The sequence below is a fragment of the Micromonospora sp. AKA38 genome (genome assembly GCF_027925725.1).
Classification (GTDB): Bacteria; Actinomycetota; Actinomycetes; order Mycobacteriales; family Micromonosporaceae; genus Micromonospora.
Genome location: NZ_BNEI01000002.1, coordinates 312,361 through 333,844, shown reverse-complemented (window position 1 = coordinate 333,844; position 21,484 = coordinate 312,361). Strand labels below are relative to the sequence as shown.

Genomic DNA, 21,484 nt, shown 5'->3' with positions numbered 1-21,484 from the left:
GGCAGCGAAAAGAAGTGGTAAACGTTGTAACTACTGTCGATGTTGGAAAGTGTTGACTTGGCTGTCGTTCGCGGGCACCCTCAGCTCTCATGCGGAACTGGCACGGCGAGGGCATCTGGTACGGCGCCGACTACAACCCGGAGCAGTGGCCGGAGGACGTGTGGCCCGAGGACGTCGCGCTGATGCGCCGCGCCGGGGTCAACCTGGTCTCGGTAGGCATCTTCTCCTGGGCCCTGCTGGAGCCGGCCCCCGGCCGGTACGAGTTCGGCTGGCTCGACCGCGCGCTCGACCTGCTGCACGACGGCGGCATCCGCGTCGACCTGGCCACCGCCACCGCCAGCCCGCCGCCGTGGCTGGCCCACCGGCACCCGGAGACACTGCCCCGCCGCGCCGACGGCGCCGTGCTGTGGCCCGGCGGTCGGCAGGCGTACTGCCCCAGCTCACCGATCTTCCGGGACCGCTCGCTCGCTCTGGTCGAGGCGGTCGCGACGCGGTACGCCGCCCACCCGGCGGTCGTGCTCTGGCACGTCTCCAACGAGCTGGGCTGCCACAACGTGCACTGCTACTGCGACGTCAGCGCCGAGGCGTACCGCCGCTGGCTGCGCGAGCGCTACGGCGACCTGGACGCGCTCAACGCCGCCTGGGGCACCGCGTTCTGGAGCCAGCGCTACCACGACTGGGCCGAGGTGAACCCGCCGCGCGCCGCGCCGACGTTCGCCAACCCGACCCAGCAGCTCGACTTCCTGCGCTTCTCCTCCGACGAGCAGCGCGCCCAGCTCCGCGCCGAACGGGAACTGCTGAACCGGCTCGTCACCCAGCCGGTCACCACCAACTTCATGATCGGCACCGGCATCAAGTACCTGGACTACCACTCCTGGGCGGCCGACGTGGACGTGGTCGCCAACGACCACTACCTCACCGCCGCCGACCCGCAGCCGCAGGTGAACCTCGCGCTCGCCGCCGACCAGACGCGCGGCGTGGCCGGCGGCGCGCCCTGGCTGCTCATGGAGCACTCCACAAGCGCGGTCAACTGGCAGCCCCGCAACGTGGCCAAGACACCCGGCCAACTGCGCCGCAACAGCCTGGCGCACGTGGCGCGCGGCGCCGACGGGGTGATCTTCTTCCAGTGGCGGGCGTCCCGGGCCGGCGCGGAGAAGTTCCACTCCGCGCTGGTGCCGCACGCCGGCCCGGAGACCAAGGTGTTCCGCGAGGTCAGTCGGCTCGGCGCCGACCTGCGCGCGCTGGCCGAGGTACGCGGCAGCCGGGTCGACGCCGACGTCGCCGTGCTGTTCGACTACGAGGCGTGGTGGGGCGCGGAACTCGACTCCCACCCCAGCGTCGACGTCACCTACCCCGACCGGTTGACCGCGCTGCACGCCGCGCTCTGGCGGGCCGGCGTCACCGCCGACGTGGTGCACCCGTCGACGGACCTGTCCCGCTACCGGCTGGTCCTGGTGCCCACGCTCTACCTGATCCGCGACGCGGACACCGCCGCGCTGCGCCGCTTCGTCGACGCCGGCGGCACCGCGCTGATCACCTACTTCAGCGGCATCGTCGACGAGCACGACCACATCCGCCTGGGCGGCTACCCGGGCGCGTTCCGGGACCTGCTCGGCGTACGCGTGGAGGAGTTTTTCCCGCTGCGCGCCGGCGAGACGGTCCGCCTCGACGACGGCGCCCACGCCGACGTGTGGACCGAGTGGCTGCACGCCGAGGGCGCCGAGGTGCTCGCCGCGTACGCCGACGGGCCCCTGCCCGGCGTGCCGGCGCTGACCCGCAACGCGGTCGGCGCGGGCGCCGCCTGGTATGTCGGCACCCGGCTCGACGACGCGGCGACCGACCGGCTGGTGGCCCGACTGCTCACCGAGGCCGGCGTGCACCCGCCGGTGCCCGCGCCGGTCGGCGTGGAGGTGGTCCGGCGTCGCTCGGCGGAGCGGAGCTGGCTGTTCGTGGTCAACCACACCGACGACGCGGCCCGGCTGCCGGTCACCGGCGTCGAACTGCTCACCGGCGAACGGTGCGACGGCGACCTGGTGGTGCCGGCGGGGGAGGTGGCGGTGGTCCGCGAGGAACCGGTCTGATGCTCGCCCAGCAACGGCAGAGCGCCATCCTGGAGCTGATCCGCCAGCGCGGCGGCGTCCGGGTCAGCCACCTGGTCGACCGGTTCGGCGTGTCGGACATGACCATCCGGCGTGACCTGGAGGTGCTGGCCGAGCGCGGGCTGATCGACAAGGTGCACGGCGGCGCGACGCTGGCCGGGCCCGGCTCGACCGAGGAACCCGGCTTCGCCGCCAAGTCGGTGCGGCAGCGGGCCGAGAAGCAGGCGATCGTCGAGCGGGCCGCCGGGCTGGTCGAGCCGGGCATGGCGGTGGCGCTCTCCGCCGGCACCACCACCGCCGCGTTGGCCGCCCGGCTCGCCGGGGTACGCGGGCTGACCGTGGTCACCAACTCGATCCCGGTCGCCGACGCGCTCTACCAGAACCCTCGCGCCGACCAGAGCGTGGTGCTCACCGGCGGCATCCGTACCCCGTCGGACGCGTTGACCGGCCCGGTCGCCGAGGCGGCCATCGCCGCGCTCAACGTGGACCTGCTCTTCCTCGGCGTGCACGGGATGAGCCGGCGTACCGGCTTCACCACCCCCAACCTGCTGGAGGCGGCGGTGAACCGTCGATTGATCGGCGCCGCCCGCCGGCTGGTCGTGCTCGCCGACCACACCAAGTGGGAGACGATCGGCATCGCCACCATCGCGCCGCTGGACGAGGCCGACGTGCTGATCACCGACGAGGGCCTGCCCGCGGCGGCCCGCCGGGAACTCGGCGAGCAGGTGGGCGAACTGATCGTCACGCCGGTGGCCTGACCTTTCAGGCATTTCCCAGCCATTGCGGTTAGGGTGCCCTGCACGGCCCGCGGGCTCCACGGTGGAGCCCGCGGATGGCGGAGGCGGAGTGGCGATGGTCTTCAAGAAGATGTTGAGCGCGTTCGGCGTGGGCGGCCCCAGCGTCGACACCGTGCTGACCAACCCGAACACCCGGCCCGGGCTGGCCCTGGACGGGCACGTCAACCTGGTCGGCGGCGACGCGCCGGCGCGCATCGAGCGGATCACCGTCGGCCTGGTCACCCGGGTCGAGATCGAGGGCGGCGACACCGAGTACGCCGGCGTCATGGAGTTCCACCGGATGCCGGTCAGCGACGCGTTCGAGCTGGCGCCGAAGCAGCAGCTCGCCATCCCGTTCCAGATGCCGGTGCCGTGGGAGACCCCGGTCACCGACGTCTTCGGGCAGCGGCTGCACGGCATGACCATGGGTCTGCGTACCGAGCTGGCGGTGGCGCGGGCGGTCGACAAGTCCGACCTGGACCAGGTGTCGGTGCACCCGCTGCCGGTCCACGAGCGGATTCTCGACGCGTTCCAGGCGCTGGGTTTCCGGTTCAAGCACGCGGACCTGGAGCGTGGCCACATCTACGGTGTGCCGCAGACGCTGCCGTTCTACCAGGAGATCGAGTTCTACGCCGCGCCGCAGTACGCGCAGACGGTCACCGAGGTCGAGCTGACGTTCGTGACCAGCCAGCAGGGCGTCGAGGTGATCCTGGAGTGCGACAAGCGCGGCGGCTTCCTCAGCGCCGGGCACGACGTCTACGGGCGGTACTCCGTCCCGCACAGCGACGCCTCGCGTACCGACTGGCCGCAGGTGGTCGACGGGTGGCTGCGGGAGACCACGTCCCGGTACGGCGGCCTGCGCGCCCAGGGCTTCGGCGCCCCGCAGGGCCACTACGGCGCCCCCGGTCACTACGGTCCGCAGGGCCACCACGGTCGTCGTGGCGGCGGCATGGGCGGCATGGTGGCGGGCGCGGCGCTGGGCGTCGCCGGCGGCCTGGTGGCCGGCGAGATGCTGGAGGACGCCTTCGAGGGCGACGACGGCGGGGACTTCGGCGAGGAGTGACGGCACGCGGCGACGCCCCCGGGACGGATCCCGGGGGCGTCGCCGGTCGCGCGGCGCGGGTCACCGCCGGCCGCGACGCTCCCTGCCGGAGCGGCGCGCGCTGCCCGCCTTCGACAGACCACGGCTGATCAGGTACGCGCCGGTCAGCGCGGTCAGGTACCACCAGGCCTGGTTCGGGTTGTTGATGTTCAGGCCGTTGGCGGTGGTGCCCTTCCAGAACGCGGCGATCACGACGACCGCGGCGGCTGCGGCGTACACCCAGAACTCGGTGGTGAGGAACGCCTGCTTCGTCTCGGTGCCGGGGGCGGGCATCTCCTCCCGGTGGCCGTCGTGCATCGACGGCATCGGACGGGTCGGCGACTCCATCATGCTCGACCGGTTCTGGACGTCCGACATCGGCCGGTTCATCGGCCTGGTGGATGCGGCCTGCGTGCTCATCTGGTCCTCCTCAGGATTTGATGAGTCGTACGGCACCCCGCGCCCCGCTGCCGCAGTTCGGCCACGGCACGGTTCGCACACTGTGGCGGGGGCACCCTCCGACTACCCGCCCCCCGAGACAAGCTAACCGGCGGGTGCCGACGGTGTGCTGGCCGCGTCCCGAACCGGACATCCGGCGCTCCGGGGTGCCAACCGACGCTGCCTCCCGGCCGGTTTCAGCCTCCCGACCCCGGGCACGCAGCACGGATACCCACACCACGAGCTGCGAGGTGGTTGACGTGCGTGAGGACGACATCCGGCAGGACGCCGCCCGGCAGGCCGAACAGCGGGTCGCCGGCGGCGTGTACGGCGAGGGCGCGCTGGACGAGGTCACCGTGCCGCCGACCGACGAACAGCGGGTGATCCAGGAGTCGGATCCGGACGACCCGGCGCACGTGGCGATCGACCCGGACGTGCTGCGCGACGGCGGGCCGACCCGCGGCCAGGGCGCGGTCACCACGACCGGCGGCACGGCCGGCCCGGCCAGCGTGCGCCGAGTGGCCCGGCAGCCGGAGCGGCATCCGGGCAAGGTGGCGCCGACCACCACCGGGGACGCCACCACCGGCGGGCTGAGCACCCCGGCCGGTGGATCGACGAGTGACGCCTCGGCCCCCGGCGCCCAGGTAGCCAACGTCACCGACGAGGGCGCCAACCCCGGCTGAGCGTCTGCTTGAGAGGGGGCCCCTTCTCTACCGGAAGCGTTAAGAAGGGGCCCCTCCTTACGTCCGGAGGATGGTGAGGCGCTGGGTGGCGCGCGTTAGCGCGACGTAGAGGTCGCTGTGGCCTCGGGGGGACTCGGCGACGATCCGGTCCGGGTCCACCACCAGCACCGAGTCGAACTCCAGGCCCTTGGCCTGCTCGGTGGTGAGCACCACCACCCGGTTCGCCAGCTCCGGCTGCTCACCGACCGCCGCCTCGGGCAGCGCCGCGACCACGGCGGCGCCCAGGTCGGCCACCCGCCCGGTCGGCACGATCACGCCGAGCCGCCCGTCACCCAGGGACGCGGCCTCCCGGGCGGTCACCTCGACCAGCTCGACGGCGAGCCGGTCCGCCGGAACGGTCCGGTCGCACGGCGGTACGCCGGTGGCGCGTACCGAGCGGGGTGGGCGCAGCGACGGATCGATCTCGGCGAGCACGTCGGCGGCGACCGCCATGATCTCGGCCGGGGTGCGGTAGCTGACGGTCAGCTCCGCCAGCCGCCACCGGTCCGCCACGTACGGCGTGAGCGCCTCGCCCCAGGACGGCGTGCCGGCCAGCGCACCGGTCTGCGCCACGTCCCCGACGATGGTCATCGACCGGCTCGGGCAGCGGCGCATCAGCAGCCGCCACGCCATCGGCGACAGCTCCTGCGCCTCGTCCACGATGACGTGCCCGAACGCCCAGGTGCGGTCCGCGGCGGCGCGCTGGGCGGTGGTGAGCCGGTCGGACTCCTCCTGCCGTTCGGAGAGCCGGGCGGCGTCGATCAGGTCGGTCACACCGAGGATCTCACCGCCGTCGGCCTCGTCCTCCACGTCGATCGAGCGGGAGCCCCGCCAGATCTCCAGCACGCCCTCGGCGTACTCGCGTTCCATCGCGCGGATCCGGTCCCGGCGGGCGGCGGCGGCGCGTTCGTCCTCGCCGAGCAGCTCGGCGGCCTCGTCGAGCAGCGGCACGTCGGCCGGTGTCCAGCCGCCGGGCTCGCGGTGCAGCGCGGCCCGCTCGGCGTCGGTGAGCATCGGCGCGGCGGTGGCGATCCGCTCCGGCGAGGCGAACAGGTCGGCGAGCAGCCGCTGCGGGGTGAGCACCGGCCACAGCTCGTCGAGCGCGGCCACGATCTCCGGCTCCTCGCGCAGCTCGCGGCGGATCTCCGCCCGGTCCGCCTCGGAGAGCAGGTTCTCCCCGCCGAGCGGGTCGGCGCCGATGCGCTCGGCCACCTGGTCGGCGAGCGCGTGCACGATCTCCACGTCGAACAGCGCGCGGGCCAGGTTGTGCGGCCGGCCGGTGCGCCGGACCCGGTCGCGGGCCTGGCGGACCGTCTCCGGGTCGAGCGTGAGCACCTCCCGCTGCGGCAGCTCGACGGTGATCGGCTCGGCCGGCACCCACTGCCGGTCCCGGACCGCGCCGGCGAGCACCTCGGCCAGCACCGCGCGGCCCTTCAGCGCCGCGGTGGTGGCCGGCTCGGTACGCCGGGCGTGCACGCCCGGGAACAGGTCGGCCTGGGTGCGCAACAGCACGCCGGTCTCGGCCAGCGCCGGCAGCACCTGGGAGATGTAGCGCAGGAACGTGGCGTTCGGGCCGACCAGCAGCACGCCCCGGGTGGAGAGCTGCTGGCGGTGGGTGTAGAGCAGGTACGCGGCCCGGTGCAACGCCACCGCGGTCTTGCCGGTGCCGGGCCCGCCCTGCACCACCATCACGCCGGGCAGGTCGGCGCGGATGATGCGGTCCTGCTCGACCTGGATCGTCTCGACGATGTCGCGCATCCGGCCGGTGCGTCCGGCGTTGAGCGCGGCGAGCAGCGACGCCTCGCCGGTGACCTCCTCGTGCGCGGTGGGGGAGGCGGCGGTGATGTCCAGCACCTCGTCGTTGAGGCCGGTGACCTTCCGGTCGCGGGTGCGCAGGTGCCGACGGCGGCGTACGCCCTGCGGGTTGGCGGCGGTGGCCAGGTAGAACGGGCGGGCGGCCGGGGCACGCCAGTCCATCAGCAGCGGGTCGTACTCGCCCGAGGTGTCGAAGATGCCGATCCGGCCGATGTAGCGGGCGGCGCCGTCGTCACCGTCGAGGCGGCCGAAGCAGAGGCCGGACTCGACGGCGGAGTACTGCTCGACCTGGTCGGCGTACATCGCCACGGTGGAGTCGCGCTGCGAGCGGGCCTGCTGGGTGCCGCCGGTGTGGCGCAACTCCTCGTCGAGCCGGCGGGCGGCCTGCTCGCGCAGCCCGTCCAGCCGGTCGTAGAGCATCGAGACGTACTCCTGCTCGCGACCGATCTCGTCGTCGTCCTGGTGCAGCTCACCCGACACGTCGGAGTGCGTTGACAAGCGGGCTCCTCATTGACTAAAATTGCCGCAGGAATGGCATTCATAAGCCATTCCTTTTTTGTGCCTGAACTGAGAAAGATAGCGCGTCGCCCGCCATTCGACCAAGCCCGGACACGGCTCGGGGCCCGGCCGGCGCACGCCGACCGGGCCCCGAGCCCGACGTTCGATCAGCCCTTCGCGGCCTGGTAGAGCCGCTCCGGCGTGACCAGACCGGCCACCACCCGGCCGTCGTCGGTGAGCAGCACGCTGAACAGCTTGCCGCTCAGCAGCCGCCCGCTGCCCCAGTCGCCGCTGACCTTCGGCAGGTCACCGAGCACCTTCGCCAGCATGTCGGCGTCCGGCGCGCCCGAGCCGCCGGCCTTGGCCGCGCCGTCGAGCCCGGCCGGGTCGCCGAGCGTGGCGACCACCACCGTGGTCCAGCCGGTGCCGACGGTACGCACGTCCGGCCGCTTAGCGTCCGCCGCGCCGGGCTTCCGGTCGGTGGCCGGGCCGGGACGCGCCTCGGCCGTCTCCTCGGTGACCTTCACCCCGGGCGGCGGGTTGAACCGGAACTGGTCGGCGTCCGGGGTGCGGAAGTCGACCTGGGTGAACGCCACCTCGAACGCCGGCTCGTCCTGACCGTCGGCGAGCACCTCGAAGCGCAGCGGCACGTGCTCCTTCGCGTCCAGCGCGATGCGCACCTGGTGCACCAGCGACGCCTTGTCGCGCGGCGTGAGCACCAGCTCGTACGCGTCCCGCCCGGCCACGGTGGCGGACCGGCCGACGGTGACCGCGGTGGTCGGGTCGATCGCGGCCAGCGCCTGCTGGGCGGCGTCGGCCGGGGTGGCCGGCGCGGACGGCAGGTCCTTGCCGTCGGCCGGCAGCTTCCGGTGGACGGCGGTGTTCTCCCGGCTGTTCCAGGTCCAGACGTCGCGGCCGTTGCGCAGCACGTCCTGCTCGCCGAGCGTGTCGACCAGGGCGAGCCGCTGCCGGTCCTCGCCGCCGTACCAGACGCGCAGCGTGTGCGTGCCGGAGACCAGGCCGGCGAGCTGGTTGCCGCTGGCCTGGCCGGCGAGCGCGGCGATCGGCGGCAGGCCCAGGTCGGCGCGCTGCACGACGGTGCCGGAGAGCCCGTCCAGGCGGGACGTCCGCAGGTCGTCGAGCAGTTGGGCGGCGCTGCGCGGTGGCAGGGCCGGGTCGGCGCCGGCGGCGAACGTGCCGACGGCGGCGCCGCCCCCGATCACGGCGACCCCCGCGGTCACCGGGACCAGCCAGCGCAGCACGGCGCGGTTCTTCATCACAGACATCAGTGTGCACCTCCTTGCGCTCCATGCTGCGGGATCCTCGCTGTGAGGACGCTGAGCCGATCCCCTACGGGTCACCCGGTGGTGGCACCCTGGACCGGTGCGGTTGCTGGTGGTGGAGGACGAGACGCGGCTCGCCGCGGCGTTGCGTCGGGGCCTGTCGGCGGAGGGTTTCGTGGTGGACGTGGCGGCCACCGGCCCGGCCGGGCTGGACGCGGCCCGGCACGGCGACTACGACGCGATGATCCTCGACGTGATGCTGCCCGGCCTCTCCGGCTACGAGGTGGTGCGCCGGTTGCGCGCCGAGCAGCGCTGGTTGCCGGTGCTGATGCTGTCCGCCAAGGACGGCGAGTACGACCAGGCCGACGGCCTGGACTGCGGCGCCGACGACTACCTCACCAAGCCCTTCTCGTACGTGGTGCTGCTGGCCCGGCTGCGGGCGCTGCTGCGCCGGGGCGCACCCCGACGGCCGGCCGTGCTCACGGTCGGTGACCTGCGGCTGGACCCGGCCCGGCGGCGGGTCACCCGGGCCGACGCCGAGGTGGCGCTGACCAGCCGCGAGTACGCGCTGCTCGACTACCTGATGCGCCGCCCCGGCGAGGTGGTGTCCAAGACCGAGCTGCTGGACCACGTCTGGGACGCCTCGGTGGACACCGCCCCGAACGCGGTGGAGGTCTATGTCGGCTACCTGCGCCGCAAGATCGGCCGGGAGCGGTTGGAGACGGTCCGTGGCGCCGGCTACCGGCTGGCCACGTGATCCGCCCCCTGCGCCGGCTCGGGCTGCGGGCCCGGCTGCTCGCGTTGGGCGTGCTCGGGCTGGCGCTCGGGTTCGCGCTCGGTGGCGCGCTGCTGCTCGGCGCGCTCGGCTGGACGCTGCAACGCTCGGTCGACGCGGAGGCGTTGCGGACCGCGGACGCGGTCGCGTTGCTCACCGCCGAGGACGCGCTGCCGGACCCGCTGCCGGTGGCCGGCGGCCAGTTGCGCGTGCAGGTGGTGGACGCGCAGGGCCGGATCCGGGCCGCCTCGATCGACGCGGACCGGTTGGTGCCGATGCTCGGCCCCGACGAGCTGCGGCCCGGGCAGCGGCAGCGGCTGGTGGTGGACGGGCAGCGGGTCGGCCTGTCCGGGCCGGTCCGGGTGGTGACGGTGCCGGCCGGCACCCCGGCCGAGCCGCGTACGGTGCTGGTGGCCAAGTCGCTGTCCGACGTGCGACACAGCCTGCACGTGGTGCGCAACCTGCTGCTGGTCGGCTTCCCGCTGCTGGTGGCGGGCCTGGCGGTGGTGGCCTGGCGGGTGGTGGGCGCGACGCTGCGCCCGGTGGAGGAGCTGCGCAGCGGCGCCGCCGAGATCACCGGGCGGGCCGGGACGGAGCGGCTGCCGGTGCCGGCCGGGCAGGACGAGATCCACCGGCTCGCGGTCACGCTCAACGACATGCTGGACCGGCTGGCCGCGTCCCGGGACCGGCAGCGGGCGTTCGTGGCCGACGCCGCGCACGAGCTGCGTAGCCCGCTGACGAACATGCGGACCGAGCTGGAGGTGGCCCGCCGGCTCGGGGACGGCACCGACTGGCCGGCGGTCGCGGACGACCTGCTCGCCGACACCGAGCGGCTGAGCCGCCTCGTCGACGACCTGCTGCTGCTGGCCCGCCTCGACGAGGACGACGCGCGCCCCGCGCGGCCGGCGGCGGTGGGTCCGGTGGAACTGGGTGAGTTGCTGCGTGCGGTGGCGGCCCGCTACCCGTCGCCGCCGGTGCGGCTGGCGGTGCCGGCCGGGGCGTGGTGGACCGAGGGGGACCCGGGGGAGCTGCGCCGGGTGCTGGTCAACCTGGTGGAGAACGCGATCCGGCACGCGTCCGCCGAGGTGCGGCTGGCGGTCGCCGGGCCGGAGGGCGCGTACCACCTGGTCACGGTGACCGACGACGGGCCGGGCGTCCCGGCGGCGGATCGGGAGCGGGTGTTCGCCCGGTTCACCCGGCTGGACGACGCGCGGGCCCGCGACGCCGGCGGCGCGGGCCTCGGCCTGGCGATCGTGCGGGAGTTGGTGCGCCGGGCCGGCGGCACGGTGGAGCTGGCGGACGCGACGCCGGGCACCGCCGCGCCGGGGCTGCGGGCGACGGTACGGCTGCCCGCGCTGGCCGAGCCGGACCCGGAGTGACCGGTCAGCGGCGTCGCTTGGTGCAGACCGGGGCGGCGCGGGCCACCGTGTCGGTGGACCAGACCAGCGCCACGGTGAAGCAGTAGTCGGTGGTGCGGTCGAGCCCGTAGGCGATGTAGTCGCCGGAGCCGGCGGGCAGCGTCGCGAAGGTGTGCTGCGGCTGGCCGGCGCGGCCTCCGGCGACCACCACCGGCCCTTCCGCGCCGGCCGGGTACGTCCAGCTCAGCACGATGCTGTCACGTCGGTCGGTGAGCGCGAACCGGCCCGGTGGGGTGCCCGGGGAGGCGGCCGGCCGGGCGCTGGCGGTGGGCCGTGCGGAGGTCGGCGGCGGCCCGCTCGACGGTGGCCCGCCCGACGGGGCGGCCGGGGTGTCGCGGTCACCGTCCACCCGGGACACGCCGGCGATCACCGCGATGGTGCCCAGCAGCAGCGCCACCACCACGCCGAGCACCGCCAGCGGCAGCCAGGGCCGTTCGCGCCGGGGCGTGGCGGGTGGCCGGGGCACGTGCACCGGCAGGTAGCGCGACGACGGCTCCGGGGCCGGCGGCACCCGGCGTACGCCGGGCGGCGCGTCGGCGGCGAGCCCGACCACGGTCGGCGGCACCGCGTCCTCACTCTGCGGCCAGGGCTGCTCGGCCGGCTCGCCGACCCGCCAGGGCTGGTCGGCCGGCTCGCTGACCTCCCAGGGCTGGTCGGCCGGCTGTCGGCGCGGGTCGGCCGGCTCGTCCGGTCGCCAGGGCTGCTCGTGCTCCGGCGGCCACGGGTAGTCGTCGAACGACTCGGCGTCGGCCTCGGGCGCGGTGCGGGGGGTGGGCACGTGCCCGGCGTCGGTGGCCCGGCCCGGCGGGTGGTAGAGCGGCGTGCGCACCGGCTCGTCGAGCGCGGGCGGGGTGTAGGGCGGCAGGTCGGGTGGACCCTCGACGGGCGGGGCGACCCGGGCGGCGGGCACCACCGGCGTCGTGGGCGCCTGTGGTTCGGGCGCGGCGCAGACATGGTCCGGGTCGGCGGCGGCCCGGGCCAGACCGGCCACCTGGACGGCGAGCGGGTCGTCCACGGCGAGGTGCTGGCGGCACAGGTCCTCGGCGAGCGCCAGGTGCTCGTGCGCCTCGGCGTACCGGCCGCAGTCGCGTTCCATCGCGCCGAGCTTGGCCAGCATCTTGATGCCGCTGGGGTGGTCGTCGCCGTAGACCTCGCGGTGCAGCTCCCAGGCGTCGGCGAGGCGGTCGCGGGCCACCTCGCACTGGCCGCGGGCGTACTCCACGGTGGCCAGGTCGGCGTGCGCGGCGAGCACCCGCTGCGACTCGGGCCCGTCGCGGGCGGTCAGCTCGATGATGACGTCGGAGTAGAGCCGCGCGGCGCGGGCGTCGCTGCCGACCCGGTGCAGCACCGCGGCCAGCGTCGCGGCGGCGGTGACGGTGCGCTCGTCGGAGCGGCCGAACAGGCGGGTCGTCGCCGCGTACGCGAACGCGGCCCAGCCGCGCGCGGAGTGCGGTTCGCCGAGCGCGACGAGCAGCCGCGCCTGGAGGCCGGCCGCCTCGGCCAGCTCGGGGGAGGCGTTGCCGGGACGCGGGTCGGCGTCGCTGAGCGCGTCGGCGAGCAGCCGTTGCGCGCCGTCGAGGTCGCCTTCGGACACCAGATGGTGCGCCTGGACGGTCAGGTCAGCGAAGCCGGAGGACACGCCCCATCGTGCTCATCCGGCGACGGTAAGTACAACCCCCGGAGTGGATCAGTTTGGTGCCGATTGGGTCAAGTGGTCGGCGAGCGTCTCGCTGATCCGGCGGAGCTGGTCGACCTGGGCCGGGCTGAGCGCGTCGAACAGGTGCCGGCGTACGCCCTCGACGTGGCCGGGCGCGGCGGCGGTCAGCGTGGCGAAGCCGTCGTCGGTGAGCACGGCGAGCTGGCCGCGCCGGTCGGTGGGGCAGTCCTCCCGGCGGATCCAGCCGGCGGCCTCCAGCCGGGCGGCGGCGTGCGAGAGCCGGCTGCGCGAGGAGCCGGTGGCGTCGGCCAGCTCGCTCATCCGCAGCCGCCGGCCGGGGGCCTCGGAGAGTCGGACCAGGATCTCGTAGTACGCGTGCGGCATGCCGGCGTCGCGTTGCAGTTCGCGGTCGAGCGTGTCCATCAGCGCGCGGGAGGCGGCGAGGAAGGCCCGCCAGGTCCGCTGCTCGTCGGGGTCCAGCCACCGGGTCATGACGCCCATCATAGCGCCAGTGGTTGAACGCTCAACCAAAACGCGGTACCGTCGAGGACATGGGAATCCACCGGCTCAACCACGCCGTCCTCTACGTCAGTGACCTGGAGCGCAGCGTCGCCTTCTACCGCGACGTGCTGGGCTTCCGCCGGGTCCCGATGACGCCGGACGGCTTCCGCGGCGCCGCCTTCCTCCAGGCGCCCGACTCCACCAACGACCACGACCTCGGGCTGTTCGAGGTCGGCGCGGCGGCCGGGCCGTCCCCGGCCGGCCGGGGCACCGTCGGCCTCTACCACCTCGCCTGGGAGCTGGACACGCTCGACGAGCTGGCCGCCACCGCCGAACGGCTGGCCGCCGCCGGCGCGCTGGTCGGCGCGTCCGACCACGGCACCACCAAGAGCCTCTACGGCCGCGACCCGGACGGGCTGGAGTTCGAGATCGTCTGGATCGTCCCGGCGAACCTGCTGGACGACGCGGCGCTCGCCGCCCGCAAGCGGATCGGTCGGCTCGACCTCGACCGCGAGCGGCAACGCTACGGCGGCCAGACCCGGGGCGGCGTGGGCGTCTCCGTCCCGGCCTGACCGGGGTTCCCGGCCGGGCACGTGGTCGGGTGCGGTAGAAACGGCACCATGTCGACCGACGCCGTCCTGCGCGAGCTGCTCGTCCGCCAGCTCGACCACTGGCTCCCCGCCGCGCTGCACCGGGCGCGGCGGGCCACGCTCGCCCTGGCGTACGCCGGGGGAGAGGCCGGTGGCGCGGAGGCGGCGCTGCGTGTGGTGGCCGAGTTCGCCGACCGGCTGCGCGGGCGGCGGCTGACCGTGCTGGTGCTCGCCGACGGCGACGCGGAGCTGCCGGCGCGGCTCGGCGCGGTCGAGGCCACCCTGCCGGCCGACGTCGCCGTGCACCTGGTGCCCTGCCGGCCGGACCGGCTGCCGGTGGCGCTCAAGGCGGCCGGCGCGGCCGGCGCACCGCTGCTGGCCGTGGTCGACGGCGGCACGCCCGACCCGGCGCTGCTGACCGCCGTGGCGTCCGGCCGCCCGGCCGAGCTGCTGCTGGTCACCGCGCCCGGCCGGTCGCTGCGGCCGGCGCTCACCGCTGCCGGTTTCCCGCTGGTCACCGAGGTCGAGCTGGTGCCCGAGGACGGGCCGGCCCGACTGCTCGGCTACGCCACCGGCTCCGACCGCGGCCTGGAGACGATGAAGGACGCGCTCTGGGCCGTCGACGAGTACGCCGGCGTGCGCTACCGCGACCCGGCCGACCCGGCGGGGCGGCTGCTGGACATCACGCTCGACCCGGAGCCCGGCCCGCTGCGCCGCGAGCTGCTGGCCGAGCTGGCCCGTTCCGGCCCGCGTACGGTGACCGAGCTGCGCCGGTTCGCGGCCACCGCCACGGTCTACCGGGCCGCCGACGCCAACCGCGCGCTCACCTCGCTGCTCACCGCCGGCGCGGTGACCCGTGACCCGGAGCCCGGCCGGCTCGGCGGCGACGTGGTGGTCAGCGCCGTCCCGACCGCTGGGTCATCTGCCTGACCACCACCGACGCGCCGGTGGCCACCACGCCGATGCTGAACACCATCTGGGCGCAGACCGCCACCCGGGCGATCTGGCCCTGCGCGTGCACGTCGCCGTAGCCGATCGTGGTGAGCGTGGCCAACGCGAAGTAGAGCGCGTCGACGCGGGTGCGCAGCCCGACGAACTCACCGGGGCGGGTGTTCGCCACCACGTAGTCGGCGAGCGCGAAGACCAGCAGCCCGGCGATCAACGCGATCGCGAGCCGGGTGAGCGCGCGGTCCTCCGCGTCGCCGGTCGGCTGGTCGCGGGTGAGCTGACGGCGGACCTGGCCGGTGACCAGGAACGCGACCGCCGCCACCAGCAGCACCGTGGCGACCGAGCGCAGTGCCAGTCGCCACCCGTTCGGGTCCGCCTCGACCGGCACCAGGAAGTAGCCGACCAGCATCAGCGCGCAGGCCGCCACCGCCCGCCGCCGCATCCGCCGCAGGGTCAGGTCCACCATGTCGCGATTGTCCGCCTCGGACCGGGTCGTGGCGGCGGAACACCGGACCGGACGACGAAATCCGGTGCCGACGGACCGTCGGCACCGGATCTCCCCGGAGTTCCTCGCCCGGGATCAGGCCTTGTCCTGCTTCCAGGAGAGCGGCCCCGGAAGGTCCACGCGGTGGGCGCGGGTGTTCGAGTTCCAGGACCAACGGCCGATCTTGATGCTCCACGAGGAGAACCCGTTCTGGGTGAAGTGGAGGATCAGCGGCCCGTACTTCTTGCGCTTGCGGAACTGAACGCCCATCGGGGGTGCCTCCTTCGATCTCCCTGCCTCTGCGAGGGGGAACATGCCCGGATCGACGAAACGCGAAACCTGGTCCGGTCCGGTCTGGACGGTGGGCGTCGCGCCCGGCACAATCTCTATCCAATGGGTAGGTGTTAAGGGGTGGTAAATGCTGGTGGAGACGGGTCGTAACAAAGCCAGCGATGAAAGTCTCACTGACTGGAAGGGCGTTGACCGGCGGGGACAACGGTCGGCAGCATGAGGGCATGTCGCAGCGGGACGAGCTTCTCCTCACCGCTCGCGTGCACGTCGACCTGGTCCGGCACGCGAGCGCGCTCTGTTGAGCCGAACGCTCGTCGTTCCCCCTCCTCCGCCCGTCCGTTCCCGTCGCCGGCGCATCGTGGCCCGGCGCGGCACGGCGTGCGCTCCGCCCCCACGTGGGCCCCCTCCACCGCATCGTGGACAGATCAGGAGACACCGCCATGCCCTCGACCCGATCACCCCGGCGTGCCCTCGCCGTCGCCGTCGCCCTGCTCGCCCTCGCCGCCGCCACCGGCTGCGGCACCGACGCCGGCGCCGCCGGCAACCAGACCACGAAACTGCGCTACCAGGGTTCGGTCGGTCAGGTGACGCTCCCCGAACTCGCCGCCGACCTCGGCTACCTCGGCGACGTGAAACTCGACTGGATCGGCAACGTCACCGGCGGCCCGGCCGACATCCAGGCCACCGCCACCGGCCAGAGCGACTTCGGCGGCGCGTTCAACGGCGCCATCGTCAAACTCCAGACCGCCAACGCGCCGATCACGGCCGTGGTCAGCTACTACGGCTCCGACGCGCAGACCTTCCAGGGCTACTACGTACGCGACGACAGCCCGATCCGCGGCCCGCGCGACCTGATCGGCAGGCGGGTCGGCATGAACACGCTCGGCGCGCACGCCGAGGCCGTGCTGCGCACCTGGCTCGCCAAGGGCGGCCTGACCGCCGACGAGATCGGCCGCGTCGAACTGGTCGCACTGCCACCGGTCAACACCGAACAGTCGCTGCGCGCCAAGCAGATCGACGTGGCGGTGCTCGGCGGCGTGATCCGCGACAAGGCGGTCGCGGCCGGCGGCATCCGCACCGTGTTCACCGACTACGAACTGCTCGGGGCGTTCAGCGCCGGCAGCTACGTCTTCCGCGACGACTTCATCGCCCGCAACCCGGACACCGTCCGCGCGTTCGTCACCGGTGTGGGCAAGGCCATCGAGTGGGCGCGCACCCAGCCCCGGGAGACCGTGGTGGCCCGACTCAAGGAGATCATCGGCAAGCGGGGCCGCAACGAGGACGCCACCCTGGTCGACTACTGGAAGTCCAGCGGCGTCGCCGAGACCGGCGGCGTCATCACCGACCGGGAGTTCGCCACCTGGATCGACTGGCTGGCCGACGCCGGCGAGCTGAAGGGCCCGCGTCCCAAGCCCGCCGACCTCTACACCAACCGGTTCAACGCGTTCGCCAACCCCGGCGGTGGCGCATGAGCACCGACAAGATCCGCTTCGACCGGGTGCGCAAGGTCTTCCCGGGCCGGCGTGGCGGCGGCGGCGCGGTCACCGCGCTCGACGAGGTGACCCTCGGCGTACGCCCCGGCGAGTTCCTGGTCGTCGTCGGCCCCAGCGGCTGCGGCAAGTCCACCCTGCTCGACCTGCTCGGCGGGCTGGCCACCCCCACCTCCGGGCAGGTGCTCGTCGACGGCCGCCCGGTCACCGGGCCCGGCCTGGACCGGGGCATCGTCTTCCAGCAGTACGCGCTGCTGCCCTGGCGCACCGCCGCCGGCAACGTCGCGTTCGGGCTGGAGGCCAAGGGCCTGCCCCGCGCCGAGCGCGCCGACCTGGTCGCGTACCACCTCGACCTGGTCGGCCTCACCGGCTTCGCCGACCGCTACCCGCACGAACTGTCCGGCGGCATGAAGCAACGCGTCGCGATCGCCCGCAGCCTCGCGTACGACCCGGACGTGCTGCTCATGGACGAGCCGTTCGCCGCGCTCGACGCGCAGACCCGCGACCTGCTCCAGGACGAGCTGGTCCGGATCTGGCAGGCCACCGGCAAGACCATCGTGTTCATCACGCACGGCATCGACGAGGCCGTGCACCTGGGCCAGCGGGTCGCCGTGATGACGTCGCGCCCCGGCCGGATCAAGCAGGTCATCGACATCGAACTGGGGGATCGGGAGGCGGCCGAGGACGTCCGCTCCACCGACGCGTTCCGGCACCACCGGCACCAGATCTGGACGCTGCTGCGCGACGAGGTACGCGCCGCGCAGTCCGCCGTCCGCGAGGAGGCCCGCGTTGGTTGACATCGCTGAACGACCCGCCGCCGCGGCGACCCGGCCCGCCGTGCCCCCGGCGGCCGTCGCCCCCGCCCGGCCCGGCCGGCTGCTCGCGCTCGGCGGCCGGGCCCTGCACCGCAGCGTCGCGCTGCTGGCGCTGGCCGTGATCTGGGAGGTGGTGCCCCGCACCGGCCTGGTCGACCGGGTCTTCCTGCCCCCGCTCTCCGAGGTGCTCCTCGCCTGGTGGGAGCTGCTGCGCAGCGGGCAGCTCGCCGACCACGTCGGCGCCAGCCTCACCCGCTCGCTCACCGGGCTGGCCCTCGCGGTGGCCACCGCCATCCCGCTCGGCCTGCTGATCGGCTGGTACCGCCCCCTCGCGGACCTGCTCAGCCCGCTGCTGGAGGTGTTCCGCAACACCGCCGCGCTGGCGCTGCTGCCGGTCTTCGTGCTCATCCTCGGCCTCGGCGAGACCTCCAAGATCGCCCTGGTGGTCTACGCCTGCTCCTGGCCGATCCTGCTGAACACCATCGCCGGCGTGAAGGGCGTCGACCCGCTGCTGGTGCGCTCGGCCCGCTCGATGGGCCTCAACCACCTGCGGCTGTTCCAGAAGGTGATCCTGCCGGCGTCCGTGCCGACCATCTTCACCGGCGTCCGGCTGGCCGGGGCGTACTCGATCCTGGTGCTGGTCGCCGCCGAGATGGTCGGCGCCAAGGCCGGGCTCGGCTACCTCGTCAACTACGCGCAGTACAACTTCGCGATCCCCGACATGTACGCCGGGATCATCACCATCTCCGCCATCGGGCTGGTGGTCAACCAGCTCCTCGTCGCCGGGGAACGTCGCTTCTCCACCTGGCGCGTCGACGTCACCACCGCCTGAGAGGAACCGCCATGACCCGCACCCTGCACCTGAACGCCTTCCTGATGGGCGTCGGCCACCACGAGGCCGCCTGGCGGCACCCACGCACCGACCCCGGCCGCCTCGCCGACGTACGCCACTTCCAGGAGCTGGCCCGCATCGCCGAGCGGGGCACCCTCGACTCGGTCTTCCTCGCCGACGGGCTGGCCGTCGGCCCCGCCGTCCGGCACAACATCCAGGCCGTCTTCGAGCCGCTCACGCTGCTCGCCGCGCTGGCCACCGTCACCGAGCGCGTCGGCCTGATCGCCACCGCCTCGACCACCTACACCGAACCGTTCAACCTGGCCCGCGCGTTCGCCTCGCTCGACCACCTCAGCGGCGGCCGGGCCGGCTGGAACATCGTCACCTCCGCCCAGGCCCGCGAGGCCCGCAACTTCAACCTCGACGACCACCCCGCTCACGCCGACCGGTACCGCCGCGCCGCCGAACACGTCGACGTGGCGATCAAGCTCTGGGACAGCTGGGAGGACGACGCGCTGGTGCTCGACACCGCCGGCGGCGTCTTCGCCGACACCGACCGGGTGCACGAGATCGCGCACACCGGCGAACGGTTCCGGGTGGCCGGGCCGCTCAACACGCCCCGCCCGCCGCAGGGCCGCCCGCTGCTGGTGCAGGCCGGCTCGTCCGCCGACGGCATCGCGTTCGCCGCCCGCTACGCCGAGGCCGTCTTCACCGCCCAGCAGACACTCGCCGACGGGCAGGCGTTCTACGCCGCGCTCAAACGGGCCACCGCCGACGCCGGCCGCGACCCGGAACTGATCAAGGTGCTGCCCGGTATCGCACCGGTCATCGGGGGTACCGAGAGGGAGGCCCGTGCCCTCGCCGACGAACTGGAGGCGCTGATCGTGCCCGAGCACGCGCTCGCCCAGCTCTCCGGCATGACCGGGCTGGACCTCACCGGTCGACCGCTCGACGGACCGCTGCCGGACCTGCCCGACGCCACCACCGTGCAGTCCCACCAGAGCCGCTACCAGCTCGTCGTCGACCTGGCCCGGCGGGAACGGCTCACCCTCCGGCAGCTCATCGGCCGGCTCGGCGGCGGGCGCGGGCACCGCGTCGTGGTCGGCACCCCGGAGCAGATCGCCGACCAGATCGAGCTCTGGTTCACCCGGGGCGCCGCCGACGGCTTCAACGTCATGCCACCACTGCTACCCCACGGACTGGAGGCCTTCGTGGACCACGTCGTACCCCTGCTGCGCCGGCGCGGGCTGTTCCGGTCCGAGTACACCGGGCGCACCCTGCGCGAACACTACGGCCTGCCCCGGCCGGCCAGCGTCCACGCCGCCCGAGAGCTGGTGGCGTCGTGACCACCGTGGACCGGCCCGGCACCGGCACCGTCGAGCTGCGCCCGGTCGACGTCGACTCGTTCCGCGGCCTGCTGCGCCGGCAGGCGTCCACGGTCACCGTGGTCACCACGCCCGGCCTGCGCGGCGACCGGCTCCTGCCGACGCTGCCGCCGTCCGGGTTCACCGCCACCTCGTTCACCTCGGTGTCACTGGACCCGCCGCTGGTCTCGGTCTGCCTCGGCCGCGCGTCGTCGAGCTGGCCGACCGTCGCGCACGCCGAGCACGTGGCGGTGCACCTGCTCGCCTCCGGCCAGCAGGAGATCGCGCAGATCTTCGCCACCAGCGGCATCGACCGGTTCACCGCCCACCCCGGCTGGACCACCGGCCCGTTCGGGGTGCCGCTGATCGGCGACGCGCTGGCGGTGCTGCTGTGCCGGGTGGTCCGGCGGATCGAGGCCGGCGACCACACCATCGTGCTCGGTGAGCCGCTCGCGCTCGGCGCCGGCGAGGACGGCGACCCGCTGCTGCACCACCGGGGCCGCTACACCACCACCATCGAGGACTGGTCCGAGTCGTGGTGAACGCGCCCGCCGACGAGCTGCTCGCGCTCGACCGGGCCGCCCAGGACCTGCTGTTCCGGGCGGCCCGTACGGCCAACGCGTTCACCGACGAGCCGGTCGACGAGGCGCAGGTCCGGGCCGTGCACGACCTGGTCCGCAACGGCCCCACCGCGATGAACGCGCAGCCGCTGCGGGTGCTGCTGCTGCGCTCGTCGGCGGCCCGGGCGCGGCTGCTGCCGTACGTCAGCGCCGGCAACCGGGACAAGACGGCCGGCGCGCCGCTGACCGCGGTGCTCGCCGCCGACGTCGACTGGCACGACCGGCTGCCCGAACTCTTCCCGCACCGCCCCGGCGCGCGGGACTGGTTCACCGGCGACCCGGCCGGCCGGGAGGCGCAGGCCCGCTTCAACGCCGCGCTCCAGATCGGCTACCTGGTGGTCGGGGTACGCGCCGCCGGGCTGGCCGCCGGCCCGATGGCCGGGTTCGACGCGACCGGCGTGGAACGCGAGTTCTTCCCCGACGGGCGGCACCGGGTGCTGCTGCTGATGAACATCGGCCGCCCGGCCCCGGACGCCTGGCGGGAACGGCTGCCCCGGCTACCGTACGAGGAGGTCGTCACCACGCTGTGAATCAGCGGGGCTCCCAGGCGTCCGGCTGGGTGGTGAGCTTGCGCACGTGCGCCGGCAGCCGGCCGCTGACCAGCTCGTCCAGGCTCACCTCGTCGACCACCCGTCGCACCGAGGCGCGCACCGCGACCCAGAGCCGGGGCAGGTTCTCCGCCGCGCCCTCGTACTTCGTCTCCTCGGGCCGCAGCCCGCGTACCCCGGCGAGCGGGCCGTCGACGGCGCGCAACACCTGCCCGATGGTGACGTCGCGCGGCGGTCGGGACAGCGTGTAACCGCCCTCGGCGCCGCGCTGGGCCCGGACGATCCCGGACCGGCGCAGGTCGGCGAGGACCGCTTCGAGGAACTTGCGGGGCATGTCCTGCTCCGCCGCGATGGCCTGGGTGGACAGCAGGGTGGGGTACGCGGTGGCCAGGCTCAGGGCTGCCCGGACCGCGTAGTCGCCGCGCGCGGAGATCTGCAC

The 21,484-nt window shown here is 74.2% G+C and carries 23 protein-coding genes; 15 read left to right on the top strand and 8 right to left on the bottom strand.

The features are described from left to right. Window positions 1-89 precede the first annotated feature (89 nt). The 3 genes from TPA0908_RS05040 to TPA0908_RS05030 all read left to right on the top strand — a co-directional run bounded on the left by TPA0908_RS05040 (window position 90) and on the right by TPA0908_RS05030 (window position 3,938). Complete coding sequence (locus TPA0908_RS05040) at window positions 90-2,081, top strand: beta-galactosidase (protein ID WP_281935110.1); 1,992 nt, start codon at window positions 90-92, stop codon at window positions 2,079-2,081. Next, a complete protein-coding gene (locus TPA0908_RS05035) occupies window positions 2,081-2,857 on the top strand; it encodes a DeoR/GlpR family DNA-binding transcription regulator (protein ID WP_281935108.1) in 777 nt (258 codons plus the stop codon). Before TPA0908_RS05040 ends, TPA0908_RS05035 begins: the two co-directional genes overlap by 1 nt. Before the next feature lie 94 nt (window positions 2,858-2,951). Next, window positions 2,952-3,938, top strand: coding sequence for a sporulation protein (locus tag TPA0908_RS05030; protein ID WP_281935106.1), 987 nt, complete (start codon window positions 2,952-2,954; stop codon window positions 3,936-3,938). A gap of 60 nt (window positions 3,939-3,998) precedes the next feature. Here the strand turns inward: TPA0908_RS05030 and TPA0908_RS05025 are convergent, their stop codons facing one another. Further along, window positions 3,999-4,376, bottom strand: a complete 378-nt coding sequence (locus tag TPA0908_RS05025) for a hypothetical protein (protein ID WP_374709171.1) — start codon at window positions 4,374-4,376, stop codon at window positions 3,999-4,001. A 278-nt stretch (window positions 4,377-4,654) separates the two neighbouring features. Between TPA0908_RS05025 and TPA0908_RS05020 the strand changes: the two genes are divergently transcribed. Further along, window positions 4,655-5,077 carry a hypothetical protein gene (locus TPA0908_RS05020; protein WP_281935104.1) on the top strand — a complete coding sequence of 141 codons (423 nt, stop codon included), beginning with the start codon at window positions 4,655-4,657 and terminating at the stop codon, window positions 5,075-5,077. 57 nt (window positions 5,078-5,134) lie between these two features. Here TPA0908_RS05020 and TPA0908_RS05015 read toward each other — a convergent pair whose 3' ends face one another. Further along, window positions 5,135-7,351 (bottom strand): HelD family protein, encoded by a 2,217-nt coding sequence (locus TPA0908_RS05015; RefSeq protein ID WP_281936243.1) that lies wholly within the window; start codon window positions 7,349-7,351, stop codon window positions 5,135-5,137. A gap of 245 nt (window positions 7,352-7,596) precedes the next feature. Beyond that, a complete protein-coding gene (locus TPA0908_RS05010) occupies window positions 7,597-8,715 on the bottom strand; it encodes a LolA family protein (RefSeq protein WP_281935102.1) in 1,119 nt (372 codons plus the stop codon). 97 nt (window positions 8,716-8,812) lie between these two features. On the opposite strand from TPA0908_RS05010, the gene TPA0908_RS05005 reads away from it, so the two are divergent. Further along, entirely contained in the window at window positions 8,813-9,469 is a 657-nt protein-coding gene (locus TPA0908_RS05005; RefSeq protein WP_107159334.1) for a response regulator transcription factor, read from the top strand. After that, window positions 9,466-10,866 carry a sensor histidine kinase gene (locus TPA0908_RS05000; RefSeq protein WP_281935098.1) on the top strand — a complete coding sequence of 467 codons (1,401 nt, stop codon included), beginning with the start codon at window positions 9,466-9,468 and terminating at the stop codon, window positions 10,864-10,866. Before TPA0908_RS05005 ends, TPA0908_RS05000 begins: the two co-directional genes overlap by 4 nt. 4 nt (window positions 10,867-10,870) lie before the next feature. Here TPA0908_RS05000 and TPA0908_RS04995 read toward each other — a convergent pair whose 3' ends face one another. Both TPA0908_RS04995 and TPA0908_RS04990 read right to left on the bottom strand, forming a co-directional pair. Next, window positions 10,871-12,544, bottom strand: coding sequence for a tetratricopeptide repeat protein (locus TPA0908_RS04995; RefSeq protein ID WP_281935096.1), 1,674 nt, complete (start codon window positions 12,542-12,544; stop codon window positions 10,871-10,873). Between the two features lie 48 nt (window positions 12,545-12,592). After that, window positions 12,593-13,063, bottom strand: coding sequence for a MarR family winged helix-turn-helix transcriptional regulator (locus tag TPA0908_RS04990; RefSeq protein ID WP_281935094.1), 471 nt, complete (start codon window positions 13,061-13,063; stop codon window positions 12,593-12,595). Window positions 13,064-13,113: 50 nt separating this feature from the next. Here TPA0908_RS04990 and TPA0908_RS04985 point away from each other — a divergent pair, with 50 nt between their 5' ends. Together TPA0908_RS04985 and TPA0908_RS04980 are read left to right on the top strand one after the other, a co-directional pair. Continuing rightward, on the top strand, window positions 13,114-13,635 hold the full coding sequence (locus tag TPA0908_RS04985; RefSeq protein ID WP_281935092.1) for a VOC family protein: 522 nt from the start codon (window positions 13,114-13,116) through the stop codon (window positions 13,633-13,635). A gap of 48 nt (window positions 13,636-13,683) precedes the next feature. Beyond that, window positions 13,684-14,583: a hypothetical protein gene (locus TPA0908_RS04980; RefSeq protein ID WP_281935090.1), complete on the top strand. Its 900-nt coding sequence runs from the start codon at window positions 13,684-13,686 to the stop codon at window positions 14,581-14,583. On the opposite strand, the gene TPA0908_RS04975 is transcribed toward TPA0908_RS04980, so the two are convergent. Continuing rightward, window positions 14,549-15,067, bottom strand: a complete 519-nt coding sequence (locus TPA0908_RS04975) for a potassium channel family protein (RefSeq protein WP_281935088.1) — start codon at window positions 15,065-15,067, stop codon at window positions 14,549-14,551. The genes TPA0908_RS04980 and TPA0908_RS04975 overlap by 35 nt on opposite strands. Before the next feature lie 114 nt (window positions 15,068-15,181). Continuing rightward, window positions 15,182-15,355 (bottom strand): DUF4236 domain-containing protein, encoded by a 174-nt coding sequence (locus TPA0908_RS04970; protein ID WP_064498970.1) that lies wholly within the window; start codon window positions 15,353-15,355, stop codon window positions 15,182-15,184. A gap of 182 nt (window positions 15,356-15,537) precedes the next feature. Here TPA0908_RS04970 and TPA0908_RS04965 point away from each other — a divergent pair, with 182 nt between their 5' ends. The 7 genes from TPA0908_RS04965 to TPA0908_RS04935 all read left to right on the top strand — a co-directional run bounded on the left by TPA0908_RS04965 (window position 15,538) and on the right by TPA0908_RS04935 (window position 21,027). Then, window positions 15,538-15,678, top strand: coding sequence for a putative leader peptide (locus tag TPA0908_RS04965; RefSeq protein WP_281935085.1), 141 nt, complete (start codon window positions 15,538-15,540; stop codon window positions 15,676-15,678). Between the two features lie 138 nt (window positions 15,679-15,816). Next, complete coding sequence (locus tag TPA0908_RS04960) at window positions 15,817-16,848, top strand: ABC transporter substrate-binding protein (protein ID WP_281935082.1); 1,032 nt, start codon at window positions 15,817-15,819, stop codon at window positions 16,846-16,848. Continuing rightward, window positions 16,845-17,663 (top strand): ABC transporter ATP-binding protein, encoded by an 819-nt coding sequence (locus TPA0908_RS04955; RefSeq protein ID WP_281935080.1) that lies wholly within the window; start codon window positions 16,845-16,847, stop codon window positions 17,661-17,663. The genes TPA0908_RS04960 and TPA0908_RS04955 overlap by 4 nt, the downstream gene beginning before the upstream one ends. After that, on the top strand, window positions 17,656-18,513 hold the full coding sequence (locus TPA0908_RS04950) for an ABC transporter permease (protein ID WP_281935079.1): 858 nt from the start codon (window positions 17,656-17,658) through the stop codon (window positions 18,511-18,513). Before TPA0908_RS04955 ends, TPA0908_RS04950 begins: the two co-directional genes overlap by 8 nt. A gap of 11 nt (window positions 18,514-18,524) precedes the next feature. Beyond that, entirely contained in the window at window positions 18,525-19,859 is a 1,335-nt protein-coding gene (locus tag TPA0908_RS04945) for an LLM class flavin-dependent oxidoreductase (protein ID WP_281935078.1), read from the top strand. Next, window positions 19,856-20,419 (top strand): flavin reductase family protein, encoded by a 564-nt coding sequence (locus TPA0908_RS04940; protein WP_281935076.1) that lies wholly within the window; start codon window positions 19,856-19,858, stop codon window positions 20,417-20,419. Before TPA0908_RS04945 ends, TPA0908_RS04940 begins: the two co-directional genes overlap by 4 nt. After that, a complete protein-coding gene (locus TPA0908_RS04935; RefSeq protein ID WP_281935074.1) occupies window positions 20,413-21,027 on the top strand; it encodes a malonic semialdehyde reductase in 615 nt (204 codons plus the stop codon). Before TPA0908_RS04940 ends, TPA0908_RS04935 begins: the two co-directional genes overlap by 7 nt. 1 nt (window position 21,028) lies before the next feature. Here TPA0908_RS04935 and TPA0908_RS04930 read toward each other — a convergent pair whose 3' ends face one another. Further along, the gene (locus tag TPA0908_RS04930; protein ID WP_281935072.1) at window positions 21,029-21,484 is read right to left on the bottom strand and encodes an RrF2 family transcriptional regulator; all 456 of its coding nucleotides are present in this window, start codon (window positions 21,482-21,484) and stop codon (window positions 21,029-21,031) included.